The sequence below is a fragment of the Pseudomonas putida genome (genome assembly GCA_041071465.1).
GTDB lineage: Bacteria > Pseudomonadota > Gammaproteobacteria > Pseudomonadales > Pseudomonadaceae > Aquipseudomonas > Aquipseudomonas putida_P.
The window spans coordinates 6,015,899-6,030,587 of the sequence record CP163498.1 but is presented as its reverse complement, the minus strand read 5'-3'; the positions used below and the strand labels follow the sequence as shown (position 1 = coordinate 6,030,587).

Annotated in this window: 15 protein-coding genes, 1 tRNA gene and 1 pseudogene; 11 read left to right on the top strand and 6 right to left on the bottom strand. The window is 58.9% G+C overall.

Annotation, left to right across the window (positions count from 1 at the left end; all coding sequences use genetic code 11):
• The first annotated feature begins 31 nt into the window (after positions 1-31).
• From pheT to AB5975_27535, 4 genes are all read left to right on the top strand, one after another.
• Positions 32-2,413 (top strand): phenylalanine--tRNA ligase subunit beta, encoded by a 2,382-nt coding sequence (gene pheT / locus AB5975_27550; GenBank protein XDR20153.1) that lies wholly within the window; start codon positions 32-34, stop codon positions 2,411-2,413.
• A 4-nt stretch (positions 2,414-2,417) separates the two neighbouring features.
• Positions 2,418-2,720 (top strand): integration host factor subunit alpha, encoded by a 303-nt coding sequence (gene ihfA, locus AB5975_27545; GenBank protein XDR20152.1) that lies wholly within the window; start codon positions 2,418-2,420, stop codon positions 2,718-2,720.
• The gene (locus AB5975_27540; GenBank protein XDR20151.1) at positions 2,701-3,057 is read left to right on the top strand and encodes a MerR family transcriptional regulator; all 357 of its coding nucleotides are present in this window, start codon (positions 2,701-2,703) and stop codon (positions 3,055-3,057) included. The genes ihfA and AB5975_27540 overlap by 20 nt, the downstream gene beginning before the upstream one ends.
• Positions 3,058-3,158: 101 nt before the next feature.
• Positions 3,159-3,235: transfer RNA gene (locus AB5975_27535), tRNA-Pro, on the top strand.
• Between the two features lie 79 nt (positions 3,236-3,314).
• On the opposite strand, the pseudogene AB5975_27530 reads toward AB5975_27535, so the two are convergent.
• Positions 3,315-3,542, bottom strand: a pseudogene (locus AB5975_27530) (integrase).
• A 256-nt stretch (positions 3,543-3,798) separates the two neighbouring features.
• Complete coding sequence (locus AB5975_27525) at positions 3,799-4,338, bottom strand: hypothetical protein (protein XDR20150.1); 540 nt, start codon at positions 4,336-4,338, stop codon at positions 3,799-3,801.
• 178 nt (positions 4,339-4,516) lie between these two features.
• Here AB5975_27525 and AB5975_27520 point away from each other — a divergent pair, with 178 nt between their 5' ends.
• Positions 4,517-5,125, top strand: coding sequence for a hypothetical protein (locus AB5975_27520; protein XDR20149.1), 609 nt, complete (start codon positions 4,517-4,519; stop codon positions 5,123-5,125).
• A 113-nt stretch (positions 5,126-5,238) separates the two neighbouring features.
• On the opposite strand, the gene AB5975_27515 is transcribed toward AB5975_27520, so the two are convergent.
• The gene (locus AB5975_27515) at positions 5,239-6,069 is read right to left on the bottom strand and encodes a hypothetical protein (GenBank protein XDR20148.1); all 831 of its coding nucleotides are present in this window, start codon (positions 6,067-6,069) and stop codon (positions 5,239-5,241) included.
• Positions 6,070-6,549: 480 nt separating this feature from the next.
• Between AB5975_27515 and AB5975_27510 the strand changes: the two genes are divergently transcribed.
• Positions 6,550-6,954: a DUF3224 domain-containing protein gene (locus tag AB5975_27510; protein XDR20147.1), complete on the top strand. Its 405-nt coding sequence runs from the start codon at positions 6,550-6,552 to the stop codon at positions 6,952-6,954.
• 138 nt (positions 6,955-7,092) lie between these two features.
• Positions 7,093-7,551, top strand: coding sequence for a GNAT family N-acetyltransferase (locus AB5975_27505; protein ID XDR23046.1), 459 nt, complete (start codon positions 7,093-7,095; stop codon positions 7,549-7,551).
• A 25-nt stretch (positions 7,552-7,576) separates the two neighbouring features.
• Here AB5975_27505 and AB5975_27500 read toward each other — a convergent pair whose 3' ends face one another.
• Positions 7,577-8,503 (bottom strand): LysR substrate-binding domain-containing protein, encoded by a 927-nt coding sequence (locus AB5975_27500; GenBank protein ID XDR20146.1) that lies wholly within the window; start codon positions 8,501-8,503, stop codon positions 7,577-7,579.
• Positions 8,504-8,638: 135 nt separating this feature from the next.
• On the opposite strand from AB5975_27500, the gene AB5975_27495 reads away from it, so the two are divergent.
• The 3 genes from AB5975_27495 to tam all read left to right on the top strand — a co-directional run bounded on the left by AB5975_27495 (position 8,639) and on the right by tam (position 11,848).
• Positions 8,639-9,463: a phytanoyl-CoA dioxygenase family protein gene (locus AB5975_27495; protein ID XDR20145.1), complete on the top strand. Its 825-nt coding sequence runs from the start codon at positions 8,639-8,641 to the stop codon at positions 9,461-9,463.
• 80 nt (positions 9,464-9,543) lie between these two features.
• Positions 9,544-10,935 carry an amino acid permease gene (locus tag AB5975_27490; GenBank protein XDR20144.1) on the top strand — a complete coding sequence of 464 codons (1,392 nt, stop codon included), beginning with the start codon at positions 9,544-9,546 and terminating at the stop codon, positions 10,933-10,935.
• A gap of 136 nt (positions 10,936-11,071) precedes the next feature.
• Positions 11,072-11,848, top strand: coding sequence for a trans-aconitate 2-methyltransferase (gene tam / locus AB5975_27485; GenBank protein ID XDR20143.1), 777 nt, complete (start codon positions 11,072-11,074; stop codon positions 11,846-11,848).
• On the opposite strand, the gene AB5975_27480 is transcribed toward tam, so the two are convergent.
• Positions 11,838-12,209 (bottom strand): DUF2784 domain-containing protein, encoded by a 372-nt coding sequence (locus AB5975_27480; protein ID XDR20142.1) that lies wholly within the window; start codon positions 12,207-12,209, stop codon positions 11,838-11,840. The two genes, tam and AB5975_27480, sit on opposite strands and share 11 nt — an antisense overlap.
• A gap of 23 nt (positions 12,210-12,232) precedes the next feature.
• The gene (locus AB5975_27475) at positions 12,233-13,129 is read right to left on the bottom strand and encodes a LysR substrate-binding domain-containing protein (GenBank protein ID XDR20141.1); all 897 of its coding nucleotides are present in this window, start codon (positions 13,127-13,129) and stop codon (positions 12,233-12,235) included.
• Positions 13,130-13,372: 243 nt separating this feature from the next.
• On the opposite strand from AB5975_27475, the gene AB5975_27470 reads away from it, so the two are divergent.
• Complete coding sequence (locus AB5975_27470; GenBank protein XDR20140.1) at positions 13,373-14,689, top strand: MFS transporter; 1,317 nt, start codon at positions 13,373-13,375, stop codon at positions 14,687-14,689.

Sequence of the window (14,689 nt, the reverse complement as noted above, 5' to 3'; positions counted from 1 at the left end):
CAATGCCCGACGCAACTTTCAGGAGAACAGCATGAAATTCAGTGAACAGTGGCTGCGCGGTTGGGTAAACCCGCAAGTCTCCCGTGACGAACTGGTCGCCCGCCTGTCCATGGCCGGCCTCGAAGTCGACAGCGTTACCCCCGCTGCCGGCCAGTTCAGCGGCATCGTCGTGGGCGAAATCCTCGCCACCGAACAACACCCGGACGCCGACAAGCTGCGCGTGTGTCAGGTGACCAACGGCCAGGAAACTTTCCAGGTCGTATGCGGCGCGCCTAACGCCCGCCCAGGTATCAAGATCCCGTTCGCCATGATCGGCGCCGAGCTGTCTGGCGACTTCAAGATCAAAAAGGCCAAGCTGCGCGGCGTCGAGTCTTTCGGCATGCTGTGCTCGGCTGCCGAGCTGGAAATCAGCGAAGAGAACGATGGCCTGCTGGAATTGGCGGCTGACGCCCCGGTTGGCGAAGACATTCGCAAGTACCTGAGCCTGGACGATGCCAGCATCGAAATCGGCCTGACCCCCAACCGTGGCGACTGCCTGTCCATCGCGGGCTTGGCCCGCGACGTCAGCGCCCTGTACGACACCCCGGTCACTCGTCCGGTCGTGCCAGCCGTAGCGGCGGCCCACGACGAAGTGCGCCCGGTCGAAGTCAGTGCCCCGGCTGCCTGCCCACGCTACCTGGGCCGCGTTATCCGTAACGTCGACCTCAGCAAGCCAACCCCACTGTGGATGGTCGAGCGCCTGCGCCGCAGCGACGTGCGCAGCATCGACGCCGCCGTCGACATCACCAACTACGTGATGCTTGAACTTGGCCAGCCGATGCACGCCTTCGACCTGGCGGAAATCAACGGCGGCATCCGCGTGCGCATGGCTGAAGAGGGCGAAAAGCTCGTCCTGCTCGACGGCCAGGAAGTGGCCCTGCGTGCCGATACCCTGGTGATCGCCGACCACACCCGCGCCCTGGCCATCGCCGGCGTCATGGGTGGCGAGCACAGCGGTGTGAATACCGAAAAAACCCGCGACCTGTTCCTGGAAAGCGCGTTCTTCGAGCCGATTTCCGTCGCCGGTAAAGCCCGCTCCTACGGCCTGCACACCGATGCCTCGCACCGCTATGAACGCGGCGTCGACTCGCAGCTGGCCCGCGAAGCCATGGAGCGCGCCACTCAGCTGCTGCTGGACATCGTTGGTGGCGAAGCCGGCCCGATCGTCGAAGCCGTCAGCGAACAGCACCTGCCGCAAGTGGCCCCTGTCACCCTGCGCGCCGAACGCATCACCCAGATGCTCGGCATGGAAATGGACCCAGCCCAGGTCGAGCAACTGCTCAACGCCCTGGAACTGACCACCACTCGCAACGGGGAAGGGCAGTGGACCGTCAACGTCCCGAGCCATCGCTTCGACATCAGCCTGGAAGTCGACCTGATCGAAGAACTGGCCCGCCTGTACGGCTACAACAACCTGCCGGTTCGCTACCCGCAAGCCCGCCTGGCCCCCCAGGGCAAGCCAGAGACTCGCGGTGACCTGCCGACCCTGCGTCGTCTGCTGGTTGCCCGCGGCTACCAGGAAGCCATCACCTACAGCTTCATCGACCCGAAACTGTTCGAACTGTTCAGCCCGGGCGTAGAGCCGCTGCTGTTGGCCAACCCCATCTCCAGCGACATGGCCGCCATGCGCGCGTCCCTGTGGCCGGGCCTGGTCAAGGCGCTGCAACACAACCTGAACCGCCAGCAAGACCGCGTGCGCCTGTTCGAAAGCGGCCTGCGCTTTGTCGGCCAGCTCGGTGACCTGCAGCAGCAGCCGATGATTGCCGGCGTAATCACTGGCAGCCGCCTGCCAGAAGGCTGGGCCAACGGCCGCGACGGCGTCGACTTCTTCGACGTCAAAGCCGACGTGGAAGCCCTGCTGGGCTACTCCGGTGCCCTGAGCGACTTCACCTTCAGCGCCGGCAAGCACCCAGCCCTGCACCCAGGCCAGACCGCCGCCATCGAGCGTGACGGCACACTGGTCGGCTACCTCGGCGCCATCCACCCAGAGCTGGCCAAGGCCCTGGACCTGGACCGCCCGGTATTCCTGTTCGAGCTGGTGCTGGGCGACGTGGTCGAAGGCCGCCTGCCGAAGTTCAGCGAGCTGTCCAAGTTCCCGGAAACCCGTCGCGACCTGGCCTTGATCGCAGGGCGTGATGTAGCTTCTAGCGCGGTGCTTGAATTAATTCGTGACAATGCAGGCGAATGGCTCACAGACCTCAGGCTGTTTGATGTCTACCAAGGTAAAGGCATTGATCCTGATAGAAAAAGCCTTGCCGTCGGCTTGACCTGGCAGCATCCATCGCGCACTCTTAACGACGATGAGGTGAACACTACCCTGCAAAACATCCTCACCTCGCTCGAACAAAGGTTGAACACCACGTTAAGGAAATAACGGCATGGGTGCTCTGACGAAAGCTGAGATGGCCGAAAGGCTGTACGAGGAGCTGGGGCTTAACAAGCGTGAGGCCAAGGAATTGGTCGAGCTGTTTTTCGAAGAAATTCGGCACGCACTTGAAGAGAACGAGCAGGTGAAGCTGTCCGGTTTCGGCAACTTCGACCTTCGCGACAAACGCCAGCGGCCGGGCCGCAACCCCAAGACAGGGGAAGAGATCCCGATCACTGCACGGCGCGTCGTCACCTTTCGTCCAGGGCAGAAGTTGAAGGCCCGGGTTGAGGCCTATGCTGGAACCAAGCCATAACGACGAACTGCCCCCCATACCAGGCAAGCGCTACTTCACCATTGGTGAAGTGAGTGAGCTTTGTGCGGTTAAGCCGCACGTGCTGCGGTATTGGGAGCAGGAGTTCGACCAGCTTAACCCTGTGAAGCGGCGGGGCAACCGGCGGTATTACCAGCGCCAGGATGTGCTGATGATCCGCCAGATTCGTGCGCTGCTTTATGATCAGGGGTTCACCATTGGCGGGGCCCGGTTGAGGCTCTCCAGTGATGAGGCTAAGGATGAATCCAGCCAATACAAGCAACTGATTCGGCAGATGATTGTTGAGTTGGAGGATGTGTTGGTAGTGTTGAAGAAATGAGCTTGTTTGCTGGTAAGTGAAAATTCTTTGAGAAAAAGCTTTCATTTATCAGGAGGTTAGGGTAGATTCTTCATCGTTCTCAGCAGTATCGAGAATAGAGTCGGGGCGTAGCGCAGCCCGGTAGCGCACTTGCATGGGGTGCAAGGGGTCGAGTGTTCGAATCACTCCGTCCCGACCAATAATCCCAATGGGAAAGGCCAATGTTCCGAGCATTGGCCTTTTTCATTTGCGTGACTTTTGCGTGACTTCTCCGTTTTTCATGCCTTCCTCCTGGTCAGCATCGTGAGTACCGGCCCGCGCGAGTCGGTGGCCAATACCTTGTTTGCTGCATCAATCTTCTGACCAATCTCCGCTCCGGAGTAATGACGGGTCACGCTTCCGCTCTTGTGGCCAAGTAGCGACTTCCGATCTTCCAAACTCACAGCTGCTGCTTTCAGTCTACGTCCGAATGTATGCTTCAGGTCGTGAACCTTGATGGAAGCGAACCGGGTATTTCTTTCCGGCTTCGACCATGAGCCTCAAGGTCGTGATGCCTTTGCTCATTGCGATGAAGGTGTCGCTGGTAGCGCTCTGAACCTCTAGCGGATACTTTTCTTCAGTATGACTTCGTCCTTGCCGCTAAAGCGGCTGACTTTGAAGGAGGAGGAGATGTTTAAATGAAAGGAAGGTTCTGCCAGCACATAGTTTGCGCCGAGCTCGAAATGATGAGGCTACAGGCGTAGCCTCGAATAAAGTGGGACGTTAGCGGAATACGCCGGACTCTTCTGCGCTTTCGAGCCTGTCTTCTCGAGGGTTCTTTTCAAAGCGCGCTACTTTTTTGTATATAAGGCGATCCTTTTCGTCGCTCTCCTTTGCGTCGTTGAAAACTTCAAGAGTATTGTCGTCAATGATTTTCACGTGCATTGACCCGGCGCTTTCATCGTCCCAGAGCTCCACGTACCCGACGCGCCCGCTTTGTCGCGCGTAAAGCTCATATGGAGCAGCTCGAACTTGCTCTTTGTCATAAATAAATCGCTGCATTCCGAAGTACAAGCCGTTGACGGCTCGATCACTGGTGACATTCGGTATGGGGTTCGGGATTGAAGTAATAATGAAACCAGCCCCATTGTCAGCGGCCCACTTGTAACCCTCCATCACTTTCTCAAGGTCTTTAATTTGAGCGCCATATTCCCTGCTAGATCTATCCTGCGGTAGCTCCTGATACTGAAAATCCAGCCGGGCGAAAGCAGTGCTCGAGACGCCAAGGAGGCAGCTGAGCGCGATGGCAACTTTCAACGTCATTCCATTTTCCCCTGTTATTTGCGGCTGCATCAATGCGATGGCTAATTACCATATTTGCTTGCTGAGGGGCCTTTTTCAATGCTTGACCACCCCGCCCATGTAGGCAGGGCTTAGCATACTTGGTCGCCATATCGTGGCAGTGGATAGAGGGGAGAGGGGTTACAGCGTAGGAGTACGGATGTGCTCCTTTCTGGGGTTTGCGCTGTGGCGCGAGGGGCTTGAGTTCCCTGACAACATTGGCAATTTGCCGATGGCGGAAATTACCCGCGAACAGTTCGAGCAGCGTTTCTACCATCGAGCGCTTGCCGGGCGTACACACGATGGCCTGCGCAATTACACCCATCAACTCGACGGCTACCGTGATGGAGGTTCGCAGGCAGACGACGGAAAAGAGGCTTACGAGGCCATGATTGCCCCGGTGTTCGCCCTGACCTTGTCGTTGCTAGGGGCGCTGGTGCATATCGCCAAGAGCGCGTTGCTGGGTGTGCAGTTGAAGAGTGGTTGGCGCTTCAGGAGCCCTTTGTTCAAGGCATGTGCCACTGTAGCCGTGGTGCTGTTGGTACTGGCGCTGGGCAGGACTTTCATCAGTACCAGCCTGACGTCTCACCCCACTTACCAGGCCTGGACTGGCACTGCTGGCGAGCAGGGCAGCGGCACGCTGATGCTGGACACTATGATCAGGATGCAGACGCTTGCCTATCCGGTATTCAAAGTGCCCCTATCGATGATGGGTTACGTAGCCGCTGCGGCCAAGGATTGGAAGCGGCAGGCACCTGCTGTTCAGTAGTTTCTGCCACGCCTGCCCATCAGATGCCCAGGTAAAAAAAGAACTGCCACCGGCCTGGTTGGCCGAACTCGCGATTACTGCGCACCGACGCGGTGACTATTTTCATGTCGTGATCATTGTTGCTTGTTTGCGTTTGGATCGAAGTTGAATATCGTGCGCACAGCGACGTTATACATGCGCTCCATTTGGCGCTGGTTTTCCTCTGGATCACTCTCCGTGAACGGGTTGTTCTCATAGAACTTGAGAAACTCTGCGTACAAGCGCAAGGCAGCTTTGGCATTGGCCCGATACGCAGGGGAATTATAAGCGGGCTTTTGTGTTGGCTTGAGCATCTCTTCGGGTATCACAGGTCGATTTAGATCGACGAACAAGCGTTTGATAGGGTCTGTTCCCTTCTTTTCCGCCACCTTGACCTCTGGCTTAGCTGCTTGTACGGGAGCTACTCGCACGGCAGCGCAGGTTTCCGGGTGATGATTTGAAACCATCCGGTAGGTCTGGGCCTTCAGCGCTACCTTGTACTTTGCACGACACCCGACACAGGTGCGCTCAAAAACAATATTGGAAAAATACTCCGCAGCCACTCGGGCAAACCTCTGGTCTGACACCCCCTCCCCGTAAGGCACCGGGTACCTGAGCACAGAATCCAGGAAAGATACGTCGCCCTGCACGCAAGCATCCGCCACCCGATTACCCAGTTCTTCGGCCAATTCTGCGTACAACGCCACACGATAGGCCTCGACCGAGGCCTTGCTTGTGGGGTTGTAGTCGTTATGAGGGCCTTCATCAAGAGAAAGTCGGTCGAAAAATGCCCGGCACTCCAACACCGAGGCATAGGCTGCATCGTAGTACCGCCCGCGCCGCCTTTGAGTACCAGGTACGAGCTCGCGGGTGCGAATCGCCACAATTCGGTCTGCGAGGTAACTGGTGAATTCGTTGTAGTTCATAGCACATCCTTGAGAGTGAGCTCAGGTTGACAAGAGCCTGATGCAGCGCCGCAAATTGGTTTATAACACTTTTGCCGTTTCAGCTTTGGGCTTCAGCGTTTTGTTCAGGGGCGAATTCATCTAACCCCGCCGCCACCCCGAAATGCCAATCAAATGTTTCCGTAGCACCTGCGCAATAGGGTGGATTTGCCTTGCTGCGCCTTCCCACTCGAAATACTACTTTAGGGATAGGCTCCGATTACACACAGAAATCCGAATACCCCAATTTGGAATGCCTCGAGAACTTCACCGAGCAGCGCATCCCGCTCGCCCAGCTGGGCGAGTGTCGTTTCGGTCACGCATCGTTGGACCTGTCCACGGTAATTGATGGTTGCTTGGATAATGAGATCCAGCCGTACACAGGGCTGAATGATGGCAATTGGAGCTTGGATGGAGTATTACAAGGCACCGGCACGGAGCCGGGTCAAAAAGGAATTTGCAATGCAACAGACCGCCGTAGGGTCATTCGACATCACGCTGAATCCGCAACCCTTGAGCCGTGCTACTGAGAAATCTGGCCTCGGTCGATTGTCTTTGGACAAGCAGTTCAAGGGTGACCTGGACGCCACCAGTCAAGGTGAGATGTTGTCCTTTCGCAGCAGCGTTCCAGGTTCTGCCGGTTACGTTGCCATGGAAACTGTGCAGGGAACCTTGCACGGTCGCAGCGGTAGTTTCGTACTTCAACACAGTTCGACCATGAACCGTGGGGCGCCCGTTCAGTCCATCACCGTCGTACCTGACTCCGGCACTGACGCGCTTTCTGGGCTAACAGGTAGCATGGTGACCACGATCACCGACAGGCATCACTCATACAAGTTTGAGTACATGCTACCCGATCAAAGCTGATTTGCATTTGCAGTCGTTCTGCGATGACGCAGTTTTGGCTTCACGGCTTGCCGTGACCGGTAAAGGAGCAGAGACGTGGGAATTAGCAATGTGTTCGTTCGCCCTATAGCTGCACGTGATTGGCCGTTATATCGGGATATGCGCTTGAGGGCTCTGCAAGACTCACCCGCTGCCTTCGCAAGTACCTACGCTTCTGAAGTGACCAGAAGTGATGACGATTGGGCGGCCCGTATCTCGGCTGTCGCAGCTTCGAAATACGCACAGGCGTTTTTGGCTTTTCAGCACGCTGAGCCTTGTGGTTTGGTGTGGTGTAAATCTTCAGAAGCGGCGTCAGGAGTCGTCGAGATTTTTCAGATGTGGGTGGAACCTGCCGTGCGAGGGGTCGGAGTCGGCCGGTCTCTGCTAGCAGAAGCTATTGCTTGGGCTGAAAGTCGCGGGGCGCAAACTGTCAGGTTAGGTGTGACGATCGCAGACTCCCCGGCGATGAGCTTGTACAGAAAAAGCGGATTTTGTGACAGCGGCTTACCAGAGCCTTTGCGAGAAGGTTCTATGTTGATGTCCCAGGCGATGGACCTGAATCTAGGATCACGCATTTAAGTCGGCCCCAATAGCTTAACTAACTTTAGGGTGAGCTCGGTCCCGCAGGGGCCCCGACTGCTATTTCCCGAGCGACCCAACTTTTGAACGCCTCCGCTACCGGCGAGGGGTGCATCATGCCTGATTGAGCCAGCACCACTTTTTGCGGTGATACGGCTTCCAGCAATGGCCGGCACAACAGCGGTGTGCCGTCATAACAGTGATCCCCAGCAGGCCGGGTGCATGAAAGCGCAACCCCATAGCCATGGGCGACCAGGCCACGTTGCATCTCGAAGGTCTGGGTATATTGCTGTGTACGCGGTTGCAGGTTATGCGCCCAAAACAGTGAAAGGAAATACTCGCGGGTTTGCGCGATATCCTCAAGAATCAAACACTCTTGCGCCAGTTCATGCAGCGGTATCGCGGCCAGGTGGGCGAGCCGATGGTCAGTGGCGATGAGCGCGTAGGGTTTCAATTCGGCCAACACCTGACGCGGCAGCGAGGGATCGAGGCCTATGTCATAGGTAAGCGCAAGCTCGGCTTTACCGGCGCTCAGATGGCGGTGCACGCCTGCCAGGTCGGTCTCGAACAGTGTTACCTCGACTTCGGGATACTGCTTGCGAAAGCTCGACAGCAGCCTGGGCGCGTAATAAGGGCCCAAGTCTTGAAAGCAGATAAGCGACAAGTTGCCGCGAAGTGAGCCTTGCACCGTATCCGCTTTTTGATTCATGGCGATGGCCATGCCAATGATGTCGCGTGCCTGGGCGAGCAAGCGCGTGCCCGCTGAGGTCAGCTCCAGCCCACGGCTGACCTGGCGCCGGAACAGCCGCTCATTCAGCGCCTCTTCAAGCTGAGCAATGGCAACCGACACCGAGGGCTGTGAAACGTGCCGGGCTCTCGCTGCAGCGCTGATGCTGCCATGTTCGGCCACGGCCACGAAGTACTCGAGCTGCCTGAAAGAGAACCCTATCATTTTTTCCTATACTCAAAATTAGGAAATATATTCTTTTCCTATTGGTGCCAAAAAGCAATACTCGCTGTGCACCTTGCTTATTTCTCTTGAAAACTTGCGTGCGCCTGCCCCAATAAAAAGACTAAAGGGTGCTTTATGAATCAATACGCAGAATTCCAACTGAGCGATGAAACCATCGAGGCTTTTCAGCGTGACGGTGCTGTTTGCGTGCGTAACTTGTTTACGCCGGAAGAAGTTGCACTGCTCGAATCCGGCATTGAACAGAACTTGAAAACCCCAAGCGAGCGCGCCAAGGTGGCGAGTCGTCCTGATGACCCCGGTTGGTTCTTTGAAGACTTCTGTAATTGGGGCGATATCACCGCCTATCGTCAGTTCATCTTCGAGAGCCGGGTAGGGGGTGTTGCAGCCCAACTCATGAACAGCGAGACAGCCCGGCTTTATCACGATCACCTGCTGGTCAAGGAGCCTAATACGCGCCAGCGGACGCCCTGGCATCAGGACCAGCCCTATTACAACATCGATGGGCGCCAGAACTGCAGCATGTGGATGCCAATCGACCCTGTTGCGAGGGAGTCCACCCTCGAATTCGTGGGGGGCTCGCACCTGGGGCCGTGGCTGATGCCGCGCAGCTTTCTCGACAGCCAGGCGCAATGGTTCCCGGAAGGCAGCCTGGCTGACTTGCCGGACATCGAGGCCGATCGCAGTGCCTGGAACATTCTCGGCTGGGAACTCTCCCCAGGCGATGCCGTGTTCTTCCACATGCTGACCTTGCATGCCTCTGGAGGTGTCGGGGGCAATCGTCGGCGTCGTGCCTTCTCGGTGCGTTTCCTGGGTGACGACATTACTCATGCACCGCGCCAGTGGAAAACGTCGCCACAGTTTCCCGGGCTGGAAACGCAACTGGCCAGCGGCGCCAAGATGAACCATGAACTGTTCCCGGTGCTGTGGCCACGGGCTTGATGATTGAAATACTGCGTGCCTGATAAAACCGCGCAACCTGTGCGTTGTGCGGACCTGATAATAAAATCAAGAAGGTATCTATGAACGCTCAATCTTCACACCAGCTGAAGCGGGGTCTGTCTACCCGACATATTCGTTTCATGGCGTTAGGCTCCGCTATTGGCACCGGGCTTTTCTACGGTTCGGCATCGGCAATAAAACTGGCAGGCCCTTCTGTTTTACTTGCCTACCTCATAGGCGGTGCAGCCATTTACATGATGATGCGCGCCCTCGGCGAAATGGCGGTTCATAACCCGGTATCTGGCTCGTTCGGACACTATGCCAGCCAGTATCTAGGTCGTTACTTTGGTTTTCTGACGGGTTGGAGCTACGCGTTCTCGATGTTGGTGGTGTGCCTGGCGGATGTGACCGCGTTTGGTGTCTACATGGGGCTGTGGTTCCCTGAAACACCCGCCTGGATCTGGGTGCTCGGGATCGTCTTCTTTATCGGGGCGCTGAACCTGTGTAGCGTGAAAGTGTTCGGCGAAATGGAGTTTTGGCTGTCGTTGCTGAAGGTGACCGCTATCGTTGCCATGATTGTGGCAGGCGGGGCTGTACTGCTGCTGGGCATCCAGTTGAATGACGATGCGGGCACGGTTGCCGGTATCTCGAACCTGTGGAGCCACGGCGGGTTCTTCCCCAATGGCATCGGTGGGATGATTGCTTCCTTCACTGTCGTCATGTTCGCCTTTGGCGGGGTCGAAATGATCGGCATCACGGCAGGCGAAGCAAGGGACCCAAAGCGCGTGCTGCCAAAGGCGATCAATTCAGTGCCGTTGCGCATCCTCTTGTTCTATATCCTCACCCTGTTGGTACTTATGTCCATTTACCCTTGGACCGGTATTGGCAGCCACGGCAGCCCGTTCGTACAGATCTTCAGTGGCCTGGGCATCAGTTCCGCGGCCACCGTGTTGAACATCGTGGTCATTTCCGCTGCTGTTTCAGCGATCAATAGCGACATTTTCAGTGCCGGGCGAATGATGTACGGCATGGCGCAAAACGGCCAGGCGCCTGCCGGCTTCGCCTCACTGTCGCGTTTCGGCGTGCCGTGGATGACGGTTGCTGTCATGGGTGTCGCACTGCTACTGGGCGTGGTATTGAACTACTTGGTGCCAGAAGGCTTGTTCCTGGTGCTTGCCGCAGTCGTCACCTTCTCCATTGTCTGGGTCTGGTTGATGATTCTGCTGTCGCAAGTGGCCATGCGGCGTGGCATGAGCAAGGAGGAGGTTGCTGCACTGGATTATCGAGTGCCACTGTGGCCAGTAGGGCCCGCTTGCGCGATTGCTTTCATGGTCTTCATTTTTGGCGTTCTTGGTTGGTTCCCAGCCAGCCGCACGGCCATGTACGTCGGGGTAGGCTGGTTGATCCTGCTATCCCTGGGCTATTGGCTTTGGGGCGTGCGTACACCACGCCCGGTGTCTGCCAGCGCTTAGGTGTTGAACCGCTTGCGTCCCGGCAATGGAATGCCGAGATGCCGCGAGCGATGGTGCAGTGTGTGGACCGTTAGAGGGTGGCCACAGGCGACAGATGGCATATGCTGAACACATTGTCCGCCCCAAGGAGCTTCACATGGCCTGGTCCGCCACCCAGTATTCCCTGTTCGAAGACGAACGCACCCGCGCCGTACGCGACCTGCTTGCCGCCATCCCGTCACGCCCGGTGCGCCACGCCACCGACCTGGGCTGCGGCCCTGGCAACTCCACCGAAGTGCTGCTGCAGCGTTACCCCGACGCTCAGGTGACAGCGCTGGACAGCGACCCAGACATGATCGACAAGGCTCGCGAGCGCAAGCGGCTGTGCATCCCGCGGGTACGCACGGTCATCGCCGACATTGCCGGCTGGACGGCCCCCGAGCCGCAGGACCTGATCCTGGCCAATGCCTCGCTGCAATGGCTGCCCGACCACGCCTCGCTGTATCCGCACCTGGTGCGCCAGTTGAGCGAAGGCGCCAGCCTGGCCGTGCAGACGCCAGATAATCTCGACGAACCGGCCCACCGGCAGTTGCGCGAAATCGCCAGCCAAGGCCCCTGGGCGGCCAAGTTCGCTGACTTCCAACTGCCGCCACGGCACAGCGCGGCGTTCTACTACGACCTGCTGAGCCCGCTGTGCGCGCGGGTGGACGTGTGGCGTACCACCTATCACCATCCGTTGGCCGGCGGCGCCGAGGCGGTGGTGGAATGGTTCAAGGGATCGGCATTGCGGCCTTACCTGGCCAGGCTTGATGAGCAGGAGCAGGTCGACTTCCTGCAGATGTACCTGCAGGCCCTGCAGCGCGACTACCCGCCGGCCACCGATGGCAAGGTGCTGTTGCCGTTCCCGCGGTTGTTCGTGATCGCTACCCGCTAGGGTGGCGCCAGCGCCAGGCCACGTAGCTGTAGATGCACAGGTTGAGCAGCAGCACGATGCTGCCCAACAGCAGTTGCACGTGCGGGGTCAGCCCGGTGGGGTAGATCAGCGGCCAGATGTAGTGCTCGACGAAACCCCCTTGGTAGCCTGCGTCACCGGCGGCACTGCGCATGCGGTTTTCCCAGCCGGTGAGCGGGCAGCCCAGGTGCAGGCATTCCACCGCCAGGCCCCAGGCCAGGGCCGGCAGGTGGATGAGCAGGGCAGGGCGCCACCTGAGCACCAGCAAACCGCCGAACAGCACCAGCAGGATGAAGGCCAGGTGTAGCAGCACCAGGGTGTCGGCGGCCAGGCGGTAGAGCATGGGCGTGGGTTTGTGGGCTGAGGTTATCCCAGCATAGTCGGGTTGCCTGCACTGGCCTCTTCTTCAACCATCTGCAAGAAGGTCGCCACCACGCGTCGTGTGCGCTGCTCGCTCAAGCACACCAACGTCTCGGTCAAATGCCGCTGACAATCCACAATCGGCAACGCACACACTCGCGCATCAGCGCCAAATTCCGCCGCCGACACCACCCCCACGCCAATCCCCACCACCACCGCCTCACGCGCCGCTTCCCGGCCCTCCACCTGTATCGCCGGACGAATCCGCAGCCCCGCCCGTTGCATCTCTTCCTCCAGTGTCTGGCGCGTCACTGAACCAGGCTCACGCAGCACAAGTGGCATGTCATCGAGGTCAGCCAGGCTGATCGACCCACGGCTGGCCCATGGGTGGTTGTGCGAAACAAACGCCACCATCGGGTCGCGGCGCAGCGGTAGGCAATGCAGGCGCTCATCGTCGACATCCCGGCCCAGCAAGGCCAGGTCGGCCTGGTAGCTGAACAACCGGGCCAGCGATTCGTCAGTATTGCCGGTCTCGATTTTCACCTGAATACCTGGGTAACGCTGGCAGAACCGGGCGATCTGCGGCAGCACGTGCACCGGCGCATCCACCGCCAGCACCAGGCTGCCGGTGTGCAGCGCGCGCGAGTCCTGCAGCAGGTCATGGGCTTCGGCCTCGCAGGTGAACAGGCGCTGGCTGATGCCCAGCAGGCGCTCGCCCAGGTCGGTGAGCTGTACCGAGCGCTTGTTGCGGTGGAACAGCAAAACGCCGAAGCGCTCCTCCAGTTTGCGCACCTGGTCCGACACCGCAGGCTGGGTAAGAAACAGCTTTTCCGCTGCACGGGTAAAGCTGCCGTGTACGGCCACCGCGTGGAAAGCCTTGAGTTGTGCGTGGGAAACCGACATGACGACCTCAGTAACAAGCTGGGCTTATGTGTGTAATACGATAAATCGATTTTATTTATCTTAGCGCAACTGTTTCCATGCATGTCAGCCCGACGCTGGCACCACGAATGCCGCCAGGGCCATGGTGCCCACACGGTGCCATCTGACCCGATGACAGCTTTGTCATCGCTGTGCGTAACACAAGAACAAGACAGGCGTTTCTTCACATTCTGCCGGCACACTTGAGCAAGAGGTCAGACTCACATGAATCAATCCCTAGCCGCGTTCAAACGCTGGCGCATCCAGATTTTCGCTATCACCTGGCTGGCCTACGCCGCCTTCTACTTCACCCGCAAAGCCTTCTCGGTGGCCAAGCTGGGCATCGCCGAAGACCCAAGCTTCATGCTCGACAAGGCCGCCATGGCCAACCTCGACGCCATCTACCTGGCCGCCTATGCCGTAGGCCAGTTCACCTGGGGCATGCTTGCTGACCGCTTCGGCCCACGCGTGGTGGTACTCGGTGGGTTGCTGATTTCTGCGGCGGCGGCGGTGGTGATGGGCAGTTACGCCACCTTCCCGATCTTCGCCACCTGCATGCTGGTGCAGGGCCTGGCGCAGTCCACCGGTTGGGCAGGGTTATGCAAGAACATCGGCAGCTTCTTCCCGGCCTCGCAGCGCGGGCGGGTGCTGGGGCTGTGGAGTTCCTGCTATGCCTTCGGCGGCCTGGTGGCCTCGCCATTCGCCGGCTGGTGGGCCTATACCCTGGTCGGCACCTGGCATGCGGCGTTCTTCTCCAGCGCAGCCGTGGTGGCGCTGGTGGCGGTGCTGTTCTTCTTCTTGCAGCGCAACAAACCTGAAGACGTCGGCCTGCCGGCGGTGGAGCCCGAGCCGCAGAGCATGGCCCCCGCCGACAACCTGTGCAGTGTGTGGGCGCCACTGAGGGAGATCATGCGCAACCGCACGGTGTTGACCCTGGGCCTGGCGTACTTCCTGCTCAAGCCTGCGCGCTACGCCATCCTGCTGTGGGGCCCGGTGATCGTCTTCGAGCAGATGCCCTCGGTGGGCAAGGTGGGCGCGGCAATCATCCCGACCGCCTTCGAGCTGGCCGGGCTGCTTGGCCCGATCATGATCGGCCTGGCCTCCGACAAACTGTTCGGCGCCCGGCGCATGCCGGCCTGCGTGATCAGCCTGGTGCTGCTGACCGTGACCCTGGCGGCGTTCATGGCGGCCATGCACACCGGCAGTGTGATCCTGGTGGTGGCTTTGCTGTTTGTCATGGGCCTGACCCTGTACGGGCCGGACTCGATGATCAGCGGCGCGGCGGCCATCGACTTCGGCACCGCCAAGGCCGGCGCCACCGCGGCCGGCTTCGTCAATGGCTGCGGTTCGGTGGGGGCGGTGTTGGGCGGGCTGCTGCCGGGTTACTTCGACGGCGTCACGGTGTTCATCGTGTTCGCCGGCTGTGCACTGTTCTCCGCGCTGGTGTTGCTGCCGCATTGGAACAGCCGCCCAGCCACCAGCGCGCAAAGCAATGACGTGGCACCGAACACCAGCATGGCAATCAAGCCACTGCGTACCTAA